Origin of the sequence: Mycobacterium sp. SMC-11 (assembly GCF_046250095.1) — a bacterium.
In the GTDB taxonomy this organism is placed as follows: Bacteria; Actinomycetota; Actinomycetes; order Mycobacteriales; family Mycobacteriaceae; genus Mycobacterium; species Mycobacterium heraklionense_A.
This window is the reverse complement of record NZ_CP176430.1, coordinates 3,496,742-3,515,685: the sequence shown is the minus strand read 5'-3', so window position 1 is coordinate 3,515,685 and position 18,944 is coordinate 3,496,742. Positions and strand designations below refer to the sequence as shown.

Genomic DNA, 18,944 nt, shown 5'->3' with positions numbered 1-18,944 from the left:
GGTTTTTACTACCCGTTGCACCCAGGAAGTAACCCCCTGACGTGGCGACAGGCCCGGCCCGCCAGGCGGACCGGACCTGCCCTCCCCTCGGGCTACTGGTGCGACTGCTCGCGCGCCTCGGCTGCCTTGGCGCCGGCCCGAGACGATTCGGCCTCGGCCTGGTGCTTGGCGGCGTCGCGCTGCGCTTCGCCCTTGTCCTGCTGCGCGCGGCCCTCACGGGCCATCTCGTCGTTGCCGGTCACGGCCCCTAGCGCCTCCTTGGCCTTGCCCTTGACGCCCTCCACGGCGCCGCGGATGCCGTCCTCGGTGGCGCTGCGCTTGTCGTCCGACATACGTCCTCCCTTCGTGTTCTGTAACAGGCCCACGCGGTGTAAAGGCCCGCCACAACGGCAAGGCTTCCCGGGCGGCCGTGCGCCCAAACGTTGACCCAAACGAATGAATCGCCTTGACGCAGAGCTCATCAGCGCGGACGGTGGGATATGTGGGACCGCGCACACCGTCGCGCTCTGCTCCCGGTGGTGATCGGTTGGGCCAGGAGGACCGGGAGGTTCGAGCGGCTGCTCGCTTCGCGGGGACGGTCACCGCCGCCGCGCTGGCGTTTGTCGTGATAGCGGTGTTGTGGGTGGGCACCTGCGATCCACAGTCGGTCACGGCGGGGTGCGGACGGCCCTACCGGACCGTCCTTGCCGTCGGCGCACCGGTGATCCTGGCCGCCGGTGGATTGCGTGCTTTTGTGCGCACCTACCTGGTGTGGCGTGCGCGGGGTATCTGGTGGGGCTGGCATGGTGCCGGATGGTTCCTGTTGACGTTGATGTTGGTCGTCTTGCTGGTGAGTGCTGTGCCGATCATGGGCGTGGACCGATGACTGGACCGGCGTTGGCTTCGCTGTTGCATGACTGTGAACGTCCTGTAAAGGAGGCTCTGGGATCAACGTATCGGCATACGATAGTTTTGGGTCGCGGACGGGTTCACCTCATATCGGTCGACTTCTGGAGCGGCTCCGAACTGCTGTTCAGGAGGAGGAATTGCGATGGGTGACACCTTTCATGACCCGGTCGACCATGTCCGGACGACTCGGCCTCACGCGGGCCGCGCCATGATCGACGTCATGGGTTGGCCGGGCTATTCACTGCTGGTGGTGGGCATGGTGGCCGGCATCGGCTGCCTCGCCGCATTTGGGACCGGTCACGATCGCCAGGGGATCGAAGTCGCGGTCATCGCGGTGCTCGCCGCCGTCCTGGGCACCGTGTGGCTGCTGATCGAGGATCGCCGGATCGGCAAAGTGAACCGTCAGTGGCAGCTGGCGCACGCCGAGATGCGCCGGCAGCCCTCCACGAGTTAGCCCGAGGGGGTCAAGTCGGCCCGGCCGGTGTTCCGGCCGGGCCGCTCTGTAACGAGCGCCAAACTGACTAGGCGCCGAAATTCAATGATTGAGTTCCCCGGCGATCGGGTACAGACTTCCCATGACTGATCTCCGGGCAGCCGGCGTGCGATGTTGACGGTGTCGGCTGAACGCGAAATGCGCGAGGGTGCCTGCAGGCGAGGGTGGTGAGCAGTCGATTGACACGCAGCAGTAGTCTCGGTCCGATTTCGCCGGGAGGCCTCATGACCGACATTGACAGTGACCGGGCTCAGCGGTCGTGCAGCGAACGGGCCGTCGAACTGCGGGTTACGCCCCGGCTGGAAAGCCTGGCGGTGGTGCGCATGTTGGTCGGTGCGATCGCAACCTACGAGGATCTTGACGTCGACACCGTCGCTGACCTGCGGCTGGCGATCGATGAGCTGTGCACGCAGCTGATCCGTAGCGCCGCGCCCGGCGCGATGCTCACTGTCGTCATCGACCCGCACGACGATCACGTGACGATCCAGGCGTCGGCGGCCGGCGACGGGGCCGGCGTGCTGACCCCGGGAAGTTTCAGCTGGCACGTGCTCACTTCGCTGGTCGACGACGTCGAGACGTTCCGCGACGGGCACGAATCCAACGGCGCGGGTGAGGTATTCGGGGTCACGCTGACGACCCGCCGGGCGGATTCCGGGAGGTGACTCCGCGTGCCGCCGGCAGCGGCTCACAGTCTGGATCGGAGTACGCCGACGTCGGCGACATGTTTCGTGAGCTCGCCCAATACGATGCCGACTCGCCCGACTTCCGCAACCGCAAGGACAAGATCGTCGAGCGGTGCCTGCCGCTGGCCGACCACATCGCCCGCCGGTTCGAAGGCCGCGGGGAGTTACGGGACGACCTGGTCCAAGTAGCTCGGGTGGGTCTGGTCAACGCCGTGACACGCTTCGACGTCGAGACCGGCTCGGATTTCGTCTCGTTCGCGGTTCCGACGATCATGGGCGAGGTCCGCCGCCACTTCCGTGACAACAGCTGGTCGGTCAAGGTTCCCCGCCGGCTCAAAGAGCTGCACCTTCGGTTGGGTGTGGCCACCGCCGAACTGTCGCAACGCCTGGGACGGGCGCCGACCGCCTCCGAGCTCGCGGCCGAACTTGAGTTGAGCCGCGACGAGGTGGTCGAAGGATTGGTCGCGGGCAGCTCGTACAACACGCTCTCGATTGACGGCGGCGGCAGCTCGGACGAAGATGACGTCCGCTCGATCGCTGACACCCTCGGTGAAGTTGACGCCCGGATGGACCGCATCGAGGATCGAGAGGCGTTGCGGCCCTTGCTCGATGCCCTTCCCGAGCGCGAACGTACCGTGCTGGTGCTGCGGTTCTTCGAGTCGATGACCCAGACCCAGATCGCCGAGCGGGTCGGCATCTCCCAGATGCACGTGTCGCGCTTGCTGGCCAAATCGCTGGCGAAGCTGCGCGATCAGCTGCAGTAGCCCTGCTCATCGCAGCCCGTAGATCTGCGACCACAACCGGCTGAGTTCGGCTTCGTGGGCATCGCCGAACATGTAGGCCGGCGAGGCGATCGGTAGCGCGCGCTCGACCCGGACCAGAACGGCTTCACGACACGGAAACTGGGGTCCGTGGGTGTCGATGACCCATCGCCTTAGCCACTCGTAGACCTCGTCGCCGGGCGGTCGCAACTGCGCGGTGCCCTTGAATCGGTAGCCGCGCCGTTTGAGGAAATCCACCACGTTGACCTCGATGCGTGGGTCGCGGCGCAGGTCGGCCGCCGTCGTCGGCGACGCCATGTGCATGAATGCCAGGTGTTCGTCGCCGTAGACCAGCAGGGACTCCTTCGGTGACAGGTTCGGCGACCCGTCCTCGCAGACGGTGGCCACGAACGCCAGCTTTGCGCTCGCGACGATCTGGCGCATGTCATGGTCGATGATGCACACCGCTCACCTCGTCGCTTCGCAGCCGTCATTCACCGTCCAGCGCTCGGTTACCCGCCCTTGCGCGGGGTAAACGACATCGGCGGCTGTTCAGCTGCCGGCGGTCAGGCCGCGGGTGGCCGGGCCTTCCAGAAGGGTCCCGTCGGGGGCGAATCGCGACCCGTGTAGCGGGCACTCCCAGGCCCGGTCGGCGTCGTTCCAGGTGACGATGCCACCCAGGTGGGGACAGACCGGGGAGAGGCGGTGTTCTATGCCGTCCACCCGACACTGGGCCTGCAGGCGCCACGGAGGTCCGCTGACCACGCCGGCGTCGGTGCCCAGACATTGCTGGCCGACGTGGGCCGTCGGCATGATCCAGCCCTTCGCCAGGTTGACGCCGACCGCGAGGTTGGCTGCCAGGGCCGTCGGCAGGCCCCGTAGCTCGCTGGTTCTCCAGCTGGCGAACGCCCGGTCCCAGTTCGGTCGCTCGCCGAGCAGCCGGCCCGACAGCGCCAGTGCGGCGGCCGCCCCGTTGGTCATGCCCCATTTATTGAACCCCGTTGCCACGTAGATGGTTTCGTTCTCCGGAAGGATGGGGCCGACGTAGGGCAGCTCGTCGACGGGCGCGTAGTCCTGCGCTGACCACAGGTGCGTGCGGGTGGCGCCCGGGTAATGCCTGACCGCCCATGACTCGAGTTCGGCCAGCGCATCCATCGGGTGCTTTTCGCGGCCGACGGTGTGGCCCGCCCCGCCGACCAGGAGCAGTTCCGAGCCGTTGACCGGGGCGTAGCGCAACGACCGCGTCGGTGAATCGGTGGAGATCATCATGGGCCGGGTGACCTCGCCGGGCACGTCGAACGCCATGCAGTATGACCGGCTGGGTTTGACGCGGGCAAAGTATCCGCCGCGGTCCAAGATCGGGATTCCGGTGGCCAGCACCAGTTGGGTGGCCTGCAATTCAGCGTGCCGGTGCGGGCCGTCGACTTCCAGCCGAAGTCCGTGGCGGCTGCTGGAAACTCGCTGTACCCGTGTGTGTTCCAGCAGTTGTCCGCCGGTGGCGAGCAATTCGCCGCGCAGCGCGTCCAGAAACGGCATCGGGTCGAACTGCGCCTGTTCGGGCAGCCGGACACCGCCGTGGTAGGAGAATGGCACGTCGGCGTGCGGCTCCCACGTCGCCCGCAGTCCCAGCGCGCGGCAGGCCTCGAATTCGGCGTGCGCCGCCGCCACCCCCCGTTCGGACTGGGCGAAACTGTAGGCGTCCTCGCGCTGGACCGGCACCCCGGCAGCCGCACAGAACGAGATCAGCCAGTCCTGTCCGGCGCGGTTGCCGTCCAGATACGCAGCGGCCAGGCTTTTGCCCTGCCGCGCCGTGATCGTCGACAGCTGGGTGCCCTGCAGCAGGCTGATCTTGGCGGTGGTGTTCCCCGTCGCGCAGGCTCCGACCGTCCTGGCCTCCAGCACCAGCACTTGGCGGCCTGCGCGCGCCAGCAGCACTGCGGTCATCAGACCGGTGATACCGGCGCCGGCCACCACCACGTCGGCGACACCGGGCAGATCTTCGGCGGTGCCCGAAGCCGGGGATGTTCCGATCCGGTCGGCGAGCCACAACGAGGTCATGGTCGATCAGTACCCCGCGGGGCGGTGGTGAAACGTTGGGGGTTAGCCGGCCTGGCCAATGCGTTTGCACCGAGCTGCTGGCGGGTAGCCCGGCGGTGTTCGCTCAACACGACGGAGGCGACCCGATGCGGGCAGTCACATGGCAGGGCAAGCGCAAAGTCCAGGTCGACACCGTCCCCGATCCGGTGATCGAGAAGCCGACCGACGCCGTCATCGAAGTGACGACCACCAACATCTGCGGATCCGATCTGCATCTCTACGAGGTGCTCGGTGCGTTCATGGACCCTGGTGACATCTTGGGGCACGAGCCGATCGGCATCGTGACCGAGGTCGGTCGCGCTGTCAGTAACCTCAAACCCGGTGACCGAGTGGTCATCCCGTTCCAGATCGCCTGCGGCCATTGCTGTATGTGCCGACATGGGCTGCCGACCCAGTGCGATACCACCCGGGTGCGCGAGCAGGACACCGGAGCTGCACTGTTCGGTTACTCCAAGCTCTACGGCCAGGTTCCGGGCGCGCAGGCGCAGTACCTGCGGGTGCCCCAGGCGCAATACACCCACATCAAAGTTCCTGAAGGCCCACCAGACTCGCGGTTCGTCTACCTGTCCGATGTGCTGCCGACGGCGATGCAGGCAGTTGACTACGCCGCGATACCCGACGGCGGATCGGTGACGGTGCTGGGACTCGGGCCGATCGGTGACATGGCGGCCCGGATCGCCACGCATCAGGGGGCCCGGGTGATCGGCGTGGATCTGGTGCCCGAGCGGCTGGGCCGGTTGGCCAGGCGCGGGATCGAAATCGTCGATCTGAGCGAGGTATCCGACCTTGGTGAGGTGATTCGCGACCGCACCGACGGTCGCGGGACCGACGCGGTGATCGATGCCGTCGGCATGGAGGCACACGGCTCCGGCGGCGCCAAGGCCATCCAGCAGCTCAGCTCGCTGCTGCCGGACGCCGTGGCCGGACCGTTGATCAGCAAGGCCGGCATCGACCGGCTGGCCGCGTTGGACGCCGCGATCGACATCGTGCGTCGCGGCGGCACCCTGTCGATCGTCGGTGTCTACGGTGGAAAGCTCGACCCGTTGCCGATGTTCACCTTGTTCGACAAGCAGATCACACTGCGGATGGGACAGGCCAACGTCAAACCGCGGGTCGACACCCTGATGCCGTTGCTGACCGACGACGACCCGCTGGGCGTCGACACTTTCGCCACTCACGTACTGCCGCTGGAGCAGGCGCCAGAGGCCTACGAGATGTTTCAGGAGAAGCGCGACGGCGCGGTGAAGATCACGCTCAAGCCGTAGTTCAATTCGTGTCAGGCCCGGTCAACTGGTGTGCGGTCTCGAACAGCAGCGCGTGTGCGAAGGCCTGGGGCAGGTTGCCGCGCAACTGGCGTTGGCTCACGTCGTATTCCTCGGCGAGCAGACCCGGCGGGCCACACGCGGTGCGGCCCCGCTCGAACCATTGAAGAGCTGCAAGGTCATTGCCCTGTTGGTGATCGGCCAGCGCCATGACGAAGCTGCACAGCAGAAAGGCCCCCTCGGCCTCGCCGAGGCCGCGCCGGTCGGGCCGGTAGCGGTAGACGAAACCGTCTTGGGTGAGGTCTCGGCGCACGGCGGCCAGGGTCGCCAGGGTGCGGGCATCGTCGGCCGTGACGGCTCCGCGCAGGCCCGGCAGCAACAGCGCCGCGTCGATCCCTGAGTCCTCGGGTGCGCGTTGCCATCTCCCGTCGCGGTGCAGACAATCACTGCTGGCGTCGCTGACCAGTTTGTCGGCCAGTTGCTGCCACTGGGCACCTTCGGCCAGCGACGCCACGCCGGCGATCCGGCGCAGCCCGGCCGCACACATCAGCCGGGAATGTGCCCAGCGCTGGTTGTCGAGTTCCCAAATCCCGGCATCCGGTTCAACACAACGCTTTTCGATCGCATCCACCAGTGTGTGCACCGCACCCCAATGGGTGCCGTCCAACCGGTCAAGCCGGCCGGCGGCGGCCAGCAGCAGCAGCGCCTCCCCGAAGGTGTCGAGTTGGAACTGCTGGCCCACCCAGTTTCCGGTTTTGGCCGACGCGCCCGGGTACCCGGGCAGCGACAGGTCGTGTTCGGTGGGTGGTGTCGTGGCGTCGACGCAGTACGCCGGTCGCAGGTCAGGCCCGTCGGCCAGCACCCGCTCGGTGACGAACCGGACCGCGTCATCGAGCAGCGGATGCGGGCCGGCGGCCGCAATCGCCTGTCCGGTGTAGCACTGGTCGCGAATCCAGCAGTAGCGATAGTCGTAGTTGCGCCCTTCTTTGGCCCGCTCCGGCAGCGACATCGTCGCCGCCGCAACCATGCCACCACCGGTACTGGTCAGGCCGCGCAATACCGCATAGGCCAGTTGCGCATCGATATCAGCCAGCGTGCCGGTGACCTCGGGAACAGCGTGCTTCCAAGCGCTTTCGGTAGCGGACCAGGCCTGCGCCGCGTTTACCGGCCGCGCCGGCAGCTCACGATCGGACAACTCCAACACCAGATCGTGGTCGCTTCCCGGCGCGACATCGAGCACCATGCGCAGCGATCCGTCGGTGGCTGGGTGCGCCGCGGCCCCGCCCGCCCACCGGAATCGGTGTGGCCCCGAGCGTCCGGTCCAGACGCCGTCTTCGCAAGAGAGCCCCGACATCGCGGTGGCGCCGAAGTCGGCGCGAACGTCGAGTGCGACCTGCATGCGCATCGGCCGATCGAGTGCGCGGACGCGGCGTAGTACCACTGCGGTGTGCATGTCCCCGGGGAAGGCCAGCGCCTCGCGACACTCCACGATCCCATCGGTGGTGACCCAGCGGGAACGCCAGATCAGCGATCGGTCCTCGTATCGGCCGCCCCACACATAGCGCAGCTCTGGGGTGACGGCATAGACCCCGGCGCCGCCGAGCAGTGAGGAGAAGACCGCCGGACTGTCCCAGCGGGGCAGGCACATCCAGCAGAAGTCGCCACGCGGCCCAACCACGATCCCGCGTTCGCCATCGGCGATCAACGCATACTGGCGCAGCACCTGAGGCGGGAAGCGTTCAAGCAGCGGAGGTCCCTCGCCCATGGCAGATGCATACCCGCCGCCGCGCGCGGGTAGTCACCGATTCATGAGCCTGCCCTGCGGCATGCCGGTCCCCGTTGACTCGGTTGAGGTCGCCGCCTACTCGATTCCCACCGACGCGCCGGAATCCGACGGCACCGCAATGTGGGATTCCACCACGATGGTGCTGGTGAGGGTGCACGGCGCCGGACATATCGGCACCGGCTACACCTACGCCGGCACCGCGGCGGCCACGGTGGTGCGTGACGAGCTGACCGAGGTCGTCACCGGAGGCGATGCCACGGTGCCACCGGCACGCTGGGCCGACATGGTGCACGCGGTGCGCAACCTGGGCCGGCCCGGCGTGGTGGCTGAGGCGATCGCCGCCATTGACGTCGCGATGTGGGACCTGCGGGCCCGGCTGCTCGACGAACCGTTGACCGTCGCGTTGGGAGCGGTGCACGAGGTCACCCCGATCTACGGCAGTGGGGGCTTCACCTCGTATGACGACAACCGCTTGTGCCGCCAGCTCGGCGGATGGGTCGAAGAGGGCATCGGCCGAGTCAAGATGAAGGTCGGCCGCGACCCCGCCGTCGACGCCGCACGGGTGGCGGCGGCCCGCCGGGCGATCGGCGCCAACACCGAGTTGTTCGTCGACGCCAACGGCGCCTACCAGCGCAAGCAGGCGTTGGGTTGGGCTGGGCGCTTCGCCGAGCATCAGGTGAGCTGGTTCGAGGAACCGGTCAGCTCCGACGATCTCGAAGGGTTGCGCCTGCTGCGCAACCGTAGTCCGGCGGGGATGGATATCACCGCCGGCGAGTATGGCTATGACGTTCCCTATTTCCAGCGAATGCTCGACGCTGGTGCCGTCGACTGTCTGCAGGCCGACGTCACCCGCTGCTTGGGTATCACCGGAGTGCTGAAGGTGGGCGCGTTGTGCGATGCCCGCGGTTTGGATCTGTCGTTGCACTGCGCGCCGCAGATCAGCGCGCACGTCGGCACCGCGCTGTGGCATCTGCGTCACTTGGAGTATTTCCACGACCATGTGCGGATCGAGCGGATGGCCTTCGACGGTGTCCTACTCCCGCAACCAGGCGGCGTGCTGCGTCCCGACCGCAGCTGCGCCGGGCACGGGTTGACGGTCAAAGCGACTGACCTGGAACACTTTCGGGTGGCTTGAGGCGTTCGACGGCGAAGTCCGCCGCTTGCGCGGTCATGCCGTTTGCCGCGTACGTGGCGTGCGCGGCGCCATCGCCGCCCACCGAGCAGACCGGATCGCCGGGGGCGCATAGGTCGATCGTCTTGGCTGCGTAACCCGGCCCGACCGTCACGGGCGGTGCGCCGATGGAGTTCAGGAACGTCGCCGAAGGCCTTCCCAGCAGCGCCACGGCGGCGACGTGCCCGGCCGCCTCGGGCGGTAGCGCGGCGCCGAGCCCGCCGGCGGTCGGTTCGGTGACATACCCCATCAGCGCGGCGCCGCGCGAGTATCCGCCGAGGACCATCTGGGTGCTCGGACAGCCGGCTGCCATATCGCGGATGTGGCCGGTTGCGTCATTGACCCCGGCGGCGGACGGACCGAATTCGGGTACCGCCGGAAAGTTGACCGGGTAGACATCCACATTGCGACCCCAGGTGCGCCACCGTAGTGCGTCGATGAACTGCTGGCCGATCCATCCGACGCCTGGGGCCTCGCCGGTGCCGCGGGCGAACACCACCTGAACGTCGGGGCAGCCGGTGGCGCCCGCGTCGCCGCCGGCGGGCGAACACAGCAGCGTCCACCCAGACAGGGTCACCGCGGTGAGGATCCGAGTAATCACAGCACTTCGTCCGATACCCACTACAACCGGCGAGCAAACCGTGGTTTAGCGCGGGCGAAAACGGCAAGCCTAGTTCGGTGCCGTCGTCGACGGAACATGTGACAAACATGAGTTGAAGGATTGAAGGGGAGAAACCAATGATCACAACGTCTTTGACCAGACTTGCCGCAGCCGGCGGCATGGCGCTGGCGTTGGCGAGCGGCACCGGCTTGGCAAACGCCGCACCGGCCCAGCCGACCCAGCCAGCTCAACCGGGCCAGCCGGCCCAACCCGGACAACCGGCCCAGCCGGCCCAACCCGGACAACCGGTACAGCCGGGCCAAACAAACCAGTGGTCGCAGAACCCCGCGGTGAACACGACCTGCAGCTACTCCCAGGTCGTGGCGGCAATGAACGCGCAATCGCCGGACACCGCAGCACAATTCAACGCGGCACCCATGGCGCAGTCGTTCTTGCAGAACTTCCTTGCGGCACCGCCGCCGCAACGTGAGCAGATGCTCGAGCAGGCCCAGGCAGTGCCGGAGGCGGCGCAGTACGTCAACCTGGTCGGGCCCATCGCCAAGACCTGTGACAAATACTGAGTGATGACTCAATCGACCGGGGCCGGCAGCACCATCGCGGACGCGGCCAAGCGGGAAGCCGACGCGTACCGCGGCGACAACCCGCGCCCACTGGGGGGGATACGTGATTGTGCTGCTGGTCTACGGCGGGTTGGTCGCGGCGGTAACCGTGGCCGCCGCGGCCACCGGCCGCCGTCTGCCGCAGGGCTGGAGGGCCGCAGACCTGCTGACGGTGACTCTCGGTACCCACAAACTGTCCAGAACGTTGGCCAAGGACGCGGTGACCAGCCCGCTGCGCGCGCCTTTTGCCCACTACACGGGGACCGGGGGCCCCGCCGAGGTGATGGAGGAGACCAGGCACTCCAGCACATTGCGTCACAGCTTGGGGGAGCTGTTGACGTGTCCATTCTGTCTGGACATGTGGGTGGTCACCGCATTCACCGCCGGGTTGGTACTGGCCCCGAGGCCGACCCGCCTGGTCGCGGGTACGTTCAGCGCGCTCGCGGGCGCTGATTTCCTGCAGCTGGCCTACGCGAAAGCTCAGCAGATGACCCAGCAGTGAGATCGGAGATTCCGCGATGCCAAAGCGATCGACGACCACGGCATTGGCCGGCCACCGGCGGTCAGCCGGCGCTGCGGTGTCGAGAGGTTGGCGGTCGTATCGAAGTGCGCAGGGTAGACCCGCAATGATCAGCATCGCCTTCAACCTGCCGCGGACGGTGACCCTGGCCGCCGACGCCGCACTGCTGGGCTTGGCGGGCCTGCATGCCTACCTGCTGGCCACCGCAGTGCACCGTCCCGGCTATTTCGCGGTGTATTGCGTCGCGATGATCATCGGTTGTGTCATCGCCGCCGGAATTACCTGGATCGACGTCGACGATATTGTGCCGGCCGCGGGGTGGAAGGCGGGCGGGATCCTGTGCACGGCTTTCATGATCGGCTATCCGATCAGCCGGATGGTGCGCCTGCCGGGCTTGTCGGCGCTCACGGGGCGATGGGATCTGGCTCCGGGAAACCTGGCGCTGGCCTGCGCGGCGGCTTTCCTCGGGCTGTATCTGACGGTGCTGTTCGGGGTCAATGTGGCGTTCGGGCAGCGCAGGGGCTGGTATGACTGATGCTGCTCGACTATCCGGCCTGGCTGCGGATTGACCACTGGCTCAACGTCTTATTCCTGACCCTGCTGCTGCGCAGCGGCTTCGAGATCCTGTCCACCCATCCAAAGCTGTACTGGCACGCGGACAGTGCTCCCGGGACGGAGTGGGCGCGCTTCACCGGCAAAGTGATGCCCACCAACAAGCTCTACGACACCCTGGACGAGGAGGAGGACTACCACCCTCTGATCGCGCTGCCTGGCCATAGGGAGCTGGGCATGGGCCGCCATTGGCACTTCGCCGCGGTCATCGGCTGGATCCTGCTCGGAACTTCGTACTACATATTGCTTTTCGTGACCGGGCAGTGGCACCGATACTGGCCCTATTCCTGGTCGATATTCGCCGAGGCCTGGAACGATATCGTCACCTACGCCAGTTTCAATCTGCCCCCGTTGCTGCCGGGCGAACCGCTGGACGCCATTCAGAAGCTGACTTACGCCGCGGTGATCTTCGTGTTGGCACCATTTCAGATCCTCACCGGGGCCGCGCAATCACCGGCGATCGAGGCACGCTTCCCGCGGTATGTGCGGCTGTTCGGCGGCCGGCAGGCTGCCCGCAGCCTGCACTTCCTCGGCCTGGTTGCGTTCGTGGTGTTCATCGTGATCCATCTGGCGATGGTCTTCTTCTGGGGCTGGGGCCGCCTGACGGCGTTGATGATCTTCGGGTCGGTTCGCAACGCCTACTGGGCGACTGGCCTGTCATTGCTCATCATCGCGGCGATCGTCGCGGTCCACATTGCGGCCACGCTGTGGAGCCAGCGCAGCCCTTCGTCGGTGCGTCGGGTACTCGGCGCGCTGATCAGCGTGCCGCGCAAGGGCCTGTTGCGCCGGTTGGACTCGCGGCAGAACTACCCGGTGCGCATGCTGTCGACGGAGCACCGTGTCAATGGCAAACCGCCGACCGCCGACTATTACAAGGTGATGGCGGTGCACAACTTCGTCGATTGGCGCCTGCGGGTCGGCGGGCTGGTGGAGCAACCGACGACGCTGGACCTGGCTGGGGTTCGGGCGCTGGCTGAGCCGCAGACTCAGCGGGTACTGCACAACTGCGTGCAGGGCTGGACGTCGGTCGGCGAGTGGACCGGAATTCCGCTGGGAACCCTGGTGGATCTGGTGCAGCCGTTGCCGCAAGCCCGCTACATCTGCTTTATGAGCATGCAGGACAACAGCACTGACGAGCCGAGCGCGGAAGGTGGGGGTCAGTTCTACGAGGTACTCGATCTCACCCTGGCCCACAAACCGCAGATGCTGTTGGCCTACGCGATGAACGGTCAGCCGTTGCCCATCAAGCACGGGGCGCCCCTGCGGCTTCGGGCGGAGACGCAGGTCGGTTTCAAAATGGCCAAGTGGATCAATCAGATCGAGTTCGTAGACGACTATGCCCATATCGGGAAGGGGCGCGGTGGCTGGCGCGAGGACAACGTCTACTACGGCATGGACGGAGAGATCTGACATGACCGCAATCGTCGATGCGCGCCCAGAACTGATCGATCTGGGCCAGATCGCCAGCGCTCGGGTGTCGGAACTGGTCACGGTGCGCGGCGGATACTGCGCGGCCTGCGGTGGAACCGATTTCGCGGTGGGACAGGCGCTGTACCTGGGTTTCTTGTTCCTTGATGAAGACGACGACGCCTACCTCGTCGCACTGACCTGCCGTAATACCTCGTGTCCGCAGCCACGAACCGCGATCCGGCTGCGATCAGGCGAATTCCTGGACTATTAGCGGGGCAGGGCGGGGCGGGCCAGACCGAATCGTTCTACCAGATCCGCCACGTCGCGCAGCTCGTCGCAGAGCACCGCAAAGCGGCACTCTGCATCGTCGTCGAGCAGACCACGGCTGTGGTAATACACCAGTCGGCGCAGCCGTCCGGCCATCGCGGTGCCCCACCGGATACTCAGGTCGTAGATCTGTTCGTCGTCGACGTCGCTGTGCCGCCCCAGATCCTGCAGCGCGCGCAACTGCTCGGTGAGCACCGCAACATCGTCGTCGATGCTGATCCTCATAGCGGCGGCTTGGTGACGCTGACCACGAGCGGCTGGCCCCGAAGGGTCAGGTATATCCGGTCGGGGCCGATCGCCATGCCGGACAAGGGTGCGGACCGGGCCGGCCCGGACGGTAGACCGGCCCGGTAGTCAAGGACACTCAGCAGCGGAATGCTGGCGTGTGGATAGCCGGTGAAAGTCGCCGACTCGAAAACGGTCACGTCGGTGTCGGTGCCGGCGTACACGCGGGTGTCGTCGGAGCCCAGGTAGCGAATCGGCGAGGAGACCGGCGAGCGGCCGACGACTTGCAAACCGTGCCCGCCGCGCGCGGATTCGACGGCGTAGAGGGTGTCGCCGCGCGCGTCGGCCAGATAGACCCGGCCTGCCGCCGTGCCGTCACCCGCTGCCACGAGAACTCTTGCGTCGTAACGACCGCGTTGCTCGGGCGGCGACGACGAGCCCTTGTAGTACGACAGACCGTCCGGCCCGTAGACGTGGTATTCGATAGTGCGCCCGCGGTTGGCGCCGTCGATAGCACCGGTGGATCCCGCGGCTACCCGGGCGCCGGGCAGTTTCCGCAGGCCGTACTCCTCGACTGGGGTAACCGTCGCGCCGTCGGCGGACAGCGCGAGCAGCAGCCGCATCCCCGAATCTTCGGCCAGCGTGGTTGGCGCCGGCCCGGCATCGATGTCGCCGACTTGCCGTAGGCCGGTCAGCTCCACCGCTGCTACTCGTTCGCGTGTCGGCTGCGGCACGAACACGGTTCGATCATCGGCGCGGCTGATCTGAACATTGCGTCCGGCGCCGAGTGGTTCAGACAACCGGGTGGCCGCCTCGTCGGGGCGGGCGGGGTGATCGACCGCCGCCAATCGCCCGTCGTCGGTAAGCGCGAGTAGCGCCCCGGTGGCATGCGACCACACGGGGGAGTGCAGCGGCACCCGCACCGGTACCGAGACGGCTTGCGGCGCGCTCTGCGAGACCGGCGCCGCGCAGCTGGCGCAGGCAAGGAGGCCGACGACTGTCGCCCCGCACCCGGCCCCCCAATTCATGACGGCGGGGTACCCCCGCACGTGCACTACTACACCGCTTCGTTTGTGGGACCGGGCAGTCGGGTATGCGAGTCGCTACCGGGGAGCCGACCGCAGCACAGAAAGGAGAGGTCATGTCCGGATCGCTGGAAGGACGGCGGGTCGCGTTTTTGGTGGCGCCGGAGGGTGTCGAACAGGTCGAGCTGACCGAACCGTGGCGGGCGGTCACCGAAGCCGGTGCGCGTCCGACGCTGGTGTCCACAGCCGACGGCCCGGTTCAGGCCTTCAACCATCTGGACCGAGCCGACAAGTTCGACGTGGACCGACAGGTCAAAGATGCCTCGGCGGATGACTTCGATGCACTGGTCCTGCCGGGCGGGGTGGCCAACCCCGACCAGCTGCGCACCGACGAACGCGCGGTGTCGTTCGTGCGCGAATTCTTTGACGTCGGTAAACCTGTCGCCGTTATCTGCCATGGCCCGTGGACACTGGTCGAAGCCGGAGTCGTTGCCGGCCGGCGAATTACGTCGTGGCCCAGCTTGCGTACCGACATCGTCAATGCGGGCGGCGATTGGGTCGACCAGGAGTTGGTGCGCTGCGACTGCGGTCCATCGATACTGCTGTCGAGCCGCAAACCCGACGACCTGCCGGCCTTCTGTGATGCACTGGTGGACGAGTTCGCGGCCCGGGGAGCGACGCTGTGATGGCAGAGCCGATGCCGGTGCCAGTCGAGAGCGACAACCGCCGCGCCCGACTCTGGGTCAACTGGGCCGCTGCCCTGCTGACTGCCGCCGGCGCCGCCCTGGTGATGGTGGTCGCGACGGGGGCCGTGATGAGCACCGCCGCCTGCAGCACCGCCGAGTGCCCCGACCTCGGGCCCAGTGGAGTGGTCTTCGGAATGCTCTACTACGGCGCGCCCGTCATTGCCGCGTTGACCATCCTGGCCTCTTTCTTCACGGCGGGGCGCCGGCGTGGATTCTGGGTGCCGGTGGCCGGTTGGGCGCTGCTGGGGATCGATCTGCTGGCGCTGGTGATCGCCTTCCGGCGCTAGAGGGCAGGCGGCTCGTCAATGGATCAGCGCCGAGCACCTGTGCTGGAAGCCCTCGCCGACTACCAACGCAGGGACCGGTACGGGTTCAGCCCGCCAGGACACCGCCGTGGACGCGGCGCAGACGAGTCGGTGCTCGACGTGCTGGGCGCCGATCTGTTCGGCGCCGATGTACTCGCCCGCGGTGGTTTGGATGATTGGGAAGCGCGTGGGGAGTTCCTGACCGACGCCGAGCAGTTGATGGCCGACGCCGTCGGTGCCTCGTCGGCGTTCTTCTCCACCTGTGGCAGTTCGCTTTCCGTTCGCGCCGCGATGATGGCGGTGGCCGGCGGTGCGGACGGCGGACTGCTGCTGCCGCGCGACTGCCACAAGTCCGTGGTGGGTGGACTGATCTTCTCCGGCATCCGGCCGCGCTGGATCGTCCCGCGGTGGGACACCGACCGGCATCTGTGCCATCCGCCGTCGCCGGAACGGGTGGCCGGTGCGTGGGAGGAGAATCCCGACGCCGCGGGCGCTCTGGTGGTCAGCCCGTCGCCGTACGGTACCTGCGCGGACCTGGCTGCCATCGCCGAGATATGTCATGACCGGGGCAAGCCGCTGATTGTCGATGAGGCCTGGGGCGCGCATCTGCCCTTCCACGAAGATCTTCCGACCTGGGCGATGGACGCCGGCGCAGACGTCTGCGTGGTCAGCGTGCACAAGATGGGCGCGGGATTCGAGCAGGGCTCGGTGTACCACATTCAGGGCGATCTCATCGACCGTGAGCGGCTGACGGCGTGCGCCGATCTGTTGATGACCACCAGTCCCAGCGTGCCGATCTACGCAGCACTGGATGGCTGGCGGCGTCAGATGGTGCACCACGGGCATGAATTGTTGGACGCCGCACTTAAATTGGCAGGCGAGGTGCGCGGGCGCATCGGGGAGATTGCGGGAGTCGAAGTGCTCGAAGACGCGTTGCTCGGTGTGGAGGCCTCGCACGATCTGGACCGACTGCAGGTCCTGATCGACGTATCGGGGACCGGGACGTCGGGCTATCAGGCCAGGGATTGGCTACGCGAACAGCGTTTCCTCGACGTGGGATTGGCCGATCACCGGCGCATCCTGGTCACCATGTCCTTCGCCGATGACTCCGGTACGGCTGACCGGCTGCTGGACGCGCTACACGGGTGGCGCGACGCCGCGGCATCTTTCCAACGACCGCCGAAGATCCGATTGCCTTCGCCGCAGGAGCTGCAACTGGAGACCGTGCAGTTGCCCCGGGAAGCATTCTTCGGTCCTACCGAGATGGTCGCCGCATCGCGGGCTGCCGGACGCATCGCAGCAGAGCAGATCACCCCGTATCCGCCGGGCGTGCCGGCAGTGGTGCCCGGCGAGCGCCTCGACACCGCCGTCATCGACTATCTGCGGTCCGGTCTGGCAGCCGGGATGGCATTGCCCGACGCCGCGGATTCGTCACTCGAGCAGATCCGCGTGGTGGCCTAAGGGCCGGCGCGGGTTTTGCCCCAACATCGTCGGGGTAGCCCATAGCCATGGCACAGACGACATTGCACAGCCGGACGGACGTGGTCGATTTCCTCACCGAGCAGCATCAGCGCATCAAGACGCTGTTCGACGAGACACTGCTGGCCGCCGGCTCCGAGCGAGACGAGTCGTTCGTCCGGCTGCGCCGGCTGCTGGCCGTTCATGAGACGGCCGAAGAGGAGATCGTGCATCCGCGAGCTGCCCACGAGCTCGACAACGGCCGCGCGATGATCGATGCGCGGTTGGCCGAGGAGAAGAAGGCCAAGGAGGCCCTGGGTGAGCTGGAGAACGTCAACGTCGATTCGGAGTTCTTCACCGAAAAGCTTCGGGAGCTTCGCGACGATGTCCTCGAACATGCCGGCCACGAAGAACACGACGAATTTGCCCGGCTGCGTGACGAACTCAGCGAATCCGAACTGAAGCTGTTGGAGAGGGCGGTCAGGCTCGCCGAGGCGATCGCTCCCACCAGGCCACACGCCGGGGTCGAGGGCGCACTGGCCAACGCGTTTGTCGGGCCCTTTGCCTCCATGGTGGACCGGGCTCGCGACGCGATCCTGGGGTATGACTCATGATCGGCCTCGGGTTGCTGCTGCTGCTGATCCTGGGCCTGGTTTTCGACATCTACGTCCTGTGGGCGGTCGGGATCGTCCTGCTGGTCGTGGGAGCGGTGTTCTGGCTGTTGGGGGCGGTGGGGCGCCCCGTCGCCGGCAGACGCTACTGGTGTTGATCGGCTCCGTGGCCTAAGTCAGACTCGCCCGCCCGCGCCCAGCGTGCCCTGCATATCTGCCTTCATGGCCACCAGTTGCGCGTTCCAGTAGCCCCAGCTGTGCACCCCGGCGGCGTCGATGTTGAACGTCGCATTGTGACCGCCCGAACCGGTGTAGGCGTCGCGGAAGGCGACGTTGCTCTGCATCACGACCTGCTCGATCACCTGGCCGGGAAGGCTGCCCTCGCCGATCTCGGACGGGGTGCCGTTGCCGCTGTAGATCCACAGTCGAGTGCCGTTGCCCGCCAGGCGCCCGGCCTGGACGGTTGGATCGTTGCGCTGCCATCCTGCGCTACCCGAGGGACCCCACATGTCCTGGGGGTTGAACCCGCCCTCGTCGTTCATCGCCATTCCGATCAACGTGGGGCCGTTGCCGCTGGACGGCGTCAGCAGCGCCGAAAGTGAGGCGGCATAGGCGAATTGCTGCGGATGGTAGGCCGCTAGGATCAACGCCGACGACCCGGACATGGAGATGCCCACCACCGCGTTGCGAGTGGAGCGCACACCTTTCCCGGCGAGGAAATTCGGCAACTCGCTGGTCAGAAACGTCTCCCATTTGTAGGTCTGCCCGTTGGCCGACCCGTACCAGTCGGTGTAGAAGCTGGAACGCCCACCGACCGGTGCCACCACCGACATCCCGGAACCGGCGTACTCGCTGAACGCCGGCGTTTCGATGTCCCAGCCGCTGCGATCGTCGCGGGCCCGCAAGCCGTCCAACAGGTAGACGGCCGGTGCGCCGCCGCCCTGGAATTCAACGGTGATGTTGTGGCCCATGCTCGGCGAGGGCACAGACAGGAATTCGGGCCCCGCGGCGCCGGCGGGCGGGGCCGATGCGCCCAGGCCGATCAATGCCGGCAGCAACGCTGCCGCCGCCGCGACCGCGCTGACCCGGCGCGGCCGGTGCGTTGCGTTGTTCCACATCGTTCTCCCCTTTCGCGCAGACCCGAGGTCCAAGGCCCGTCGGCCGGGTGTGCGAGAGGGGAGGGATCGACACAGGTCCCGAAGGCTTTGGGTCCACCCGTCGGCATTGCGAGAACCCGCGGATGGCTGCCCTGCAGTCTGAAGACAGATATCTGACCTACTTGTCTTAACAAAGTGGGGGACCGTTGTCCAGAGCGTTCGCCAAAGCACTGCCGCGAAAAAAAT

Annotated in this window: 22 protein-coding genes and 2 pseudogenes; 16 read left to right on the top strand and 8 right to left on the bottom strand. The window is 66.9% G+C overall.

Going from position 1 to position 18,944, the window contains the following annotated elements; genetic code table 11:
* Positions 1–92 precede the first annotated feature (92 nt).
* Positions 93–332, bottom strand: coding sequence for a CsbD family protein (locus ACKY0X_RS16750; RefSeq protein WP_409426946.1), 240 nt, complete (start codon positions 330–332; stop codon positions 93–95).
* A 149-nt stretch (positions 333–481) separates the two neighbouring features.
* On the opposite strand from ACKY0X_RS16750, the gene ACKY0X_RS16745 reads away from it, so the two are divergent.
* The 4 genes from ACKY0X_RS16745 to ACKY0X_RS16730 all read left to right on the top strand — a co-directional run bounded on the left by ACKY0X_RS16745 (position 482) and on the right by ACKY0X_RS16730 (position 2,828).
* Positions 482–865 (top strand): hypothetical protein, encoded by a 384-nt coding sequence (locus tag ACKY0X_RS16745; protein ID WP_409426945.1) that lies wholly within the window; start codon positions 482–484, stop codon positions 863–865.
* Between the two features lie 165 nt (positions 866–1,030).
* A complete protein-coding gene (gene usfY / locus ACKY0X_RS16740) occupies positions 1,031–1,342 on the top strand; it encodes a protein UsfY (RefSeq protein ID WP_409426944.1) in 312 nt (103 codons plus the stop codon).
* A 263-nt stretch (positions 1,343–1,605) separates the two neighbouring features.
* Entirely contained in the window at positions 1,606–2,043 is a 438-nt protein-coding gene (locus ACKY0X_RS16735) for an ATP-binding protein (protein ID WP_046282897.1), read from the top strand.
* On the top strand, positions 2,040–2,828 hold the full coding sequence (locus ACKY0X_RS16730) for an RNA polymerase sigma factor SigF (protein WP_046282898.1): 789 nt from the start codon (positions 2,040–2,042) through the stop codon (positions 2,826–2,828). Before ACKY0X_RS16735 ends, ACKY0X_RS16730 begins: the two co-directional genes overlap by 4 nt.
* Before the next feature lie 6 nt (positions 2,829–2,834).
* Here ACKY0X_RS16730 and ACKY0X_RS16725 read toward each other — a convergent pair whose 3' ends face one another.
* On the bottom strand, positions 2,835–3,290 hold the full coding sequence (locus ACKY0X_RS16725) for a pyridoxamine 5'-phosphate oxidase family protein (RefSeq protein ID WP_409426943.1): 456 nt from the start codon (positions 3,288–3,290) through the stop codon (positions 2,835–2,837).
* 87 nt (positions 3,291–3,377) lie between these two features.
* Positions 3,378–4,883 carry an FAD-dependent oxidoreductase gene (locus ACKY0X_RS16720; RefSeq protein WP_409426942.1) on the bottom strand — a complete coding sequence of 502 codons (1,506 nt, stop codon included), beginning with the start codon at positions 4,881–4,883 and terminating at the stop codon, positions 3,378–3,380.
* Positions 4,884–5,008: 125 nt separating this feature from the next.
* Between ACKY0X_RS16720 and ACKY0X_RS16715 the strand changes: the two genes are divergently transcribed.
* Positions 5,009–6,187, top strand: coding sequence for an alcohol dehydrogenase catalytic domain-containing protein (locus tag ACKY0X_RS16715; RefSeq protein ID WP_409426941.1), 1,179 nt, complete (start codon positions 5,009–5,011; stop codon positions 6,185–6,187).
* A gap of 1 nt (position 6,188) precedes the next feature.
* On the opposite strand, the gene ACKY0X_RS16710 is transcribed toward ACKY0X_RS16715, so the two are convergent.
* Positions 6,189–7,949: a glycoside hydrolase family 15 protein gene (locus tag ACKY0X_RS16710; protein WP_409426940.1), complete on the bottom strand. Its 1,761-nt coding sequence runs from the start codon at positions 7,947–7,949 to the stop codon at positions 6,189–6,191.
* A 43-nt stretch (positions 7,950–7,992) separates the two neighbouring features.
* Between ACKY0X_RS16710 and ACKY0X_RS16705 the strand changes: the two genes are divergently transcribed.
* On the top strand, positions 7,993–9,105 hold the full coding sequence (locus ACKY0X_RS16705; protein WP_409426939.1) for an enolase C-terminal domain-like protein: 1,113 nt from the start codon (positions 7,993–7,995) through the stop codon (positions 9,103–9,105).
* On the opposite strand, the gene ACKY0X_RS16700 is transcribed toward ACKY0X_RS16705, so the two are convergent.
* Complete coding sequence (locus tag ACKY0X_RS16700) at positions 9,068–9,718, bottom strand: cutinase family protein (RefSeq protein WP_409426938.1); 651 nt, start codon at positions 9,716–9,718, stop codon at positions 9,068–9,070. The genes ACKY0X_RS16705 and ACKY0X_RS16700 overlap by 38 nt on opposite strands.
* A 365-nt stretch (positions 9,719–10,083) precedes the next feature.
* Between ACKY0X_RS16700 and ACKY0X_RS16695 the strand changes: the two are divergent.
* From ACKY0X_RS16695 to ACKY0X_RS16675, 5 genes and pseudogenes are all read left to right on the top strand, one after another.
* Positions 10,084–10,323: pseudogene (locus tag ACKY0X_RS16695) on the top strand (hemophore-related protein); the annotation flags it as partial.
* A gap of 3 nt (positions 10,324–10,326) precedes the next feature.
* Positions 10,327–10,864, top strand: a pseudogene (locus ACKY0X_RS16690) (DUF1360 domain-containing protein).
* 124 nt (positions 10,865–10,988) lie between these two features.
* Positions 10,989–11,417 (top strand): oxidoreductase, encoded by a 429-nt coding sequence (locus tag ACKY0X_RS16685; protein WP_409426937.1) that lies wholly within the window; start codon positions 10,989–10,991, stop codon positions 11,415–11,417.
* The gene (locus ACKY0X_RS16680; protein WP_409429671.1) at positions 11,414–12,904 is read left to right on the top strand and encodes a molybdopterin-dependent oxidoreductase; all 1,491 of its coding nucleotides are present in this window, start codon (positions 11,414–11,416) and stop codon (positions 12,902–12,904) included. Before ACKY0X_RS16685 ends, ACKY0X_RS16680 begins: the two co-directional genes overlap by 4 nt.
* A 1-nt stretch (position 12,905) precedes the next feature.
* Positions 12,906–13,175 carry a hypothetical protein gene (locus tag ACKY0X_RS16675; RefSeq protein ID WP_065039066.1) on the top strand — a complete coding sequence of 90 codons (270 nt, stop codon included), beginning with the start codon at positions 12,906–12,908 and terminating at the stop codon, positions 13,173–13,175.
* Here the strand turns inward: ACKY0X_RS16675 and ACKY0X_RS16670 are convergent.
* Together ACKY0X_RS16670 and ACKY0X_RS16665 are read right to left on the bottom strand one after the other, a co-directional pair.
* Positions 13,172–13,456: a hypothetical protein gene (locus ACKY0X_RS16670; protein WP_409426936.1), complete on the bottom strand. Its 285-nt coding sequence runs from the start codon at positions 13,454–13,456 to the stop codon at positions 13,172–13,174. The two genes, ACKY0X_RS16675 and ACKY0X_RS16670, sit on opposite strands and share 4 nt — an antisense overlap.
* Entirely contained in the window at positions 13,453–14,484 is a 1,032-nt protein-coding gene (locus tag ACKY0X_RS16665; RefSeq protein WP_409426935.1) for a hypothetical protein, read from the bottom strand. The genes ACKY0X_RS16670 and ACKY0X_RS16665 overlap by 4 nt, the downstream gene beginning before the upstream one ends.
* 113 nt (positions 14,485–14,597) lie before the next feature.
* On the opposite strand from ACKY0X_RS16665, the gene ACKY0X_RS16660 reads away from it, so the two are divergent.
* From ACKY0X_RS16660 to ACKY0X_RS16640, 5 genes are read left to right on the top strand one after another with little or no spacing between them, the layout of a single operon-like run.
* Positions 14,598–15,167, top strand: a complete 570-nt coding sequence (locus ACKY0X_RS16660) for a type 1 glutamine amidotransferase domain-containing protein (protein WP_065039069.1) — start codon at positions 14,598–14,600, stop codon at positions 15,165–15,167.
* Complete coding sequence (locus tag ACKY0X_RS16655) at positions 15,167–15,514, top strand: hypothetical protein (protein ID WP_409426934.1); 348 nt, start codon at positions 15,167–15,169, stop codon at positions 15,512–15,514. Before ACKY0X_RS16660 ends, ACKY0X_RS16655 begins: the two co-directional genes overlap by 1 nt.
* 18 nt (positions 15,515–15,532) lie before the next feature.
* Positions 15,533–16,993: an aminotransferase class I/II-fold pyridoxal phosphate-dependent enzyme gene (locus tag ACKY0X_RS16650; RefSeq protein WP_409426933.1), complete on the top strand. Its 1,461-nt coding sequence runs from the start codon at positions 15,533–15,535 to the stop codon at positions 16,991–16,993.
* 47 nt (positions 16,994–17,040) lie between these two features.
* The gene (locus tag ACKY0X_RS16645; RefSeq protein WP_409426932.1) at positions 17,041–17,604 is read left to right on the top strand and encodes a hemerythrin domain-containing protein; all 564 of its coding nucleotides are present in this window, start codon (positions 17,041–17,043) and stop codon (positions 17,602–17,604) included.
* Positions 17,601–17,759, top strand: coding sequence for a hypothetical protein (locus ACKY0X_RS16640; protein WP_409426931.1), 159 nt, complete (start codon positions 17,601–17,603; stop codon positions 17,757–17,759). Before ACKY0X_RS16645 ends, ACKY0X_RS16640 begins: the two co-directional genes overlap by 4 nt.
* An 18-nt stretch (positions 17,760–17,777) precedes the next feature.
* On the opposite strand, the gene ACKY0X_RS16635 is transcribed toward ACKY0X_RS16640, so the two are convergent.
* On the bottom strand, positions 17,778–18,719 hold the full coding sequence (locus ACKY0X_RS16635; protein ID WP_409426930.1) for an esterase family protein: 942 nt from the start codon (positions 18,717–18,719) through the stop codon (positions 17,778–17,780).
* Positions 18,720–18,944 lie beyond the last annotated feature (225 nt).

Excerpts from the sequence above, each read along its gene's own strand:
- ACKY0X_RS16750 (WP_409426946.1), bottom strand. The coding sequence starts at position 332 with ATGTCGGACGACAAGCGCAGCGCCACCGAGGACGGCATCCGCGGCGCC.
- ACKY0X_RS16640 (WP_409426931.1), top strand. The coding sequence starts at position 17,601 with ATGATCGGCCTCGGGTTGCTGCTGCTGCTGATCCTGGGCCTGGTTTTC.
- ACKY0X_RS16670 (WP_409426936.1), bottom strand. The coding sequence starts at position 13,456 with ATGAGGATCAGCATCGACGACGATGTTGCGGTGCTCACCGAGCAGTTG.
- ACKY0X_RS16715 (WP_409426941.1), top strand. The coding sequence starts at position 5,009 with ATGCGGGCAGTCACATGGCAGGGCAAGCGCAAAGTCCAGGTCGACACC.
- ACKY0X_RS16710 (WP_409426940.1), bottom strand. The coding sequence starts at position 7,949 with ATGGGCGAGGGACCTCCGCTGCTTGAACGCTTCCCGCCTCAGGTGCTG.
- ACKY0X_RS16650 (WP_409426933.1), top strand. The coding sequence starts at position 15,533 with ATGGATCAGCGCCGAGCACCTGTGCTGGAAGCCCTCGCCGACTACCAA.
- ACKY0X_RS16675 (WP_065039066.1), top strand. The coding sequence starts at position 12,906 with ATGACCGCAATCGTCGATGCGCGCCCAGAACTGATCGATCTGGGCCAG.
- ACKY0X_RS16685 (WP_409426937.1), top strand. The coding sequence starts at position 10,989 with ATGATCAGCATCGCCTTCAACCTGCCGCGGACGGTGACCCTGGCCGCC.
- ACKY0X_RS16665 (WP_409426935.1), bottom strand. The coding sequence starts at position 14,484 with ATGAATTGGGGGGCCGGGTGCGGGGCGACAGTCGTCGGCCTCCTTGCC.
- ACKY0X_RS16720 (WP_409426942.1), bottom strand. The coding sequence starts at position 4,883 with ATGACCTCGTTGTGGCTCGCCGACCGGATCGGAACATCCCCGGCTTCG.
- ACKY0X_RS16635 (WP_409426930.1), bottom strand. The coding sequence starts at position 18,719 with ATGTGGAACAACGCAACGCACCGGCCGCGCCGGGTCAGCGCGGTCGCG.
- ACKY0X_RS16645 (WP_409426932.1), top strand. The coding sequence starts at position 17,041 with ATGGCACAGACGACATTGCACAGCCGGACGGACGTGGTCGATTTCCTC.
- ACKY0X_RS16660 (WP_065039069.1), top strand. The coding sequence starts at position 14,598 with ATGTCCGGATCGCTGGAAGGACGGCGGGTCGCGTTTTTGGTGGCGCCG.
- usfY (WP_409426944.1), top strand. The coding sequence starts at position 1,031 with ATGGGTGACACCTTTCATGACCCGGTCGACCATGTCCGGACGACTCGG.
- ACKY0X_RS16735 (WP_046282897.1), top strand. The coding sequence starts at position 1,606 with ATGACCGACATTGACAGTGACCGGGCTCAGCGGTCGTGCAGCGAACGG.
- ACKY0X_RS16705 (WP_409426939.1), top strand. The coding sequence starts at position 7,993 with ATGAGCCTGCCCTGCGGCATGCCGGTCCCCGTTGACTCGGTTGAGGTC.
- ACKY0X_RS16655 (WP_409426934.1), top strand. The coding sequence starts at position 15,167 with ATGGCAGAGCCGATGCCGGTGCCAGTCGAGAGCGACAACCGCCGCGCC.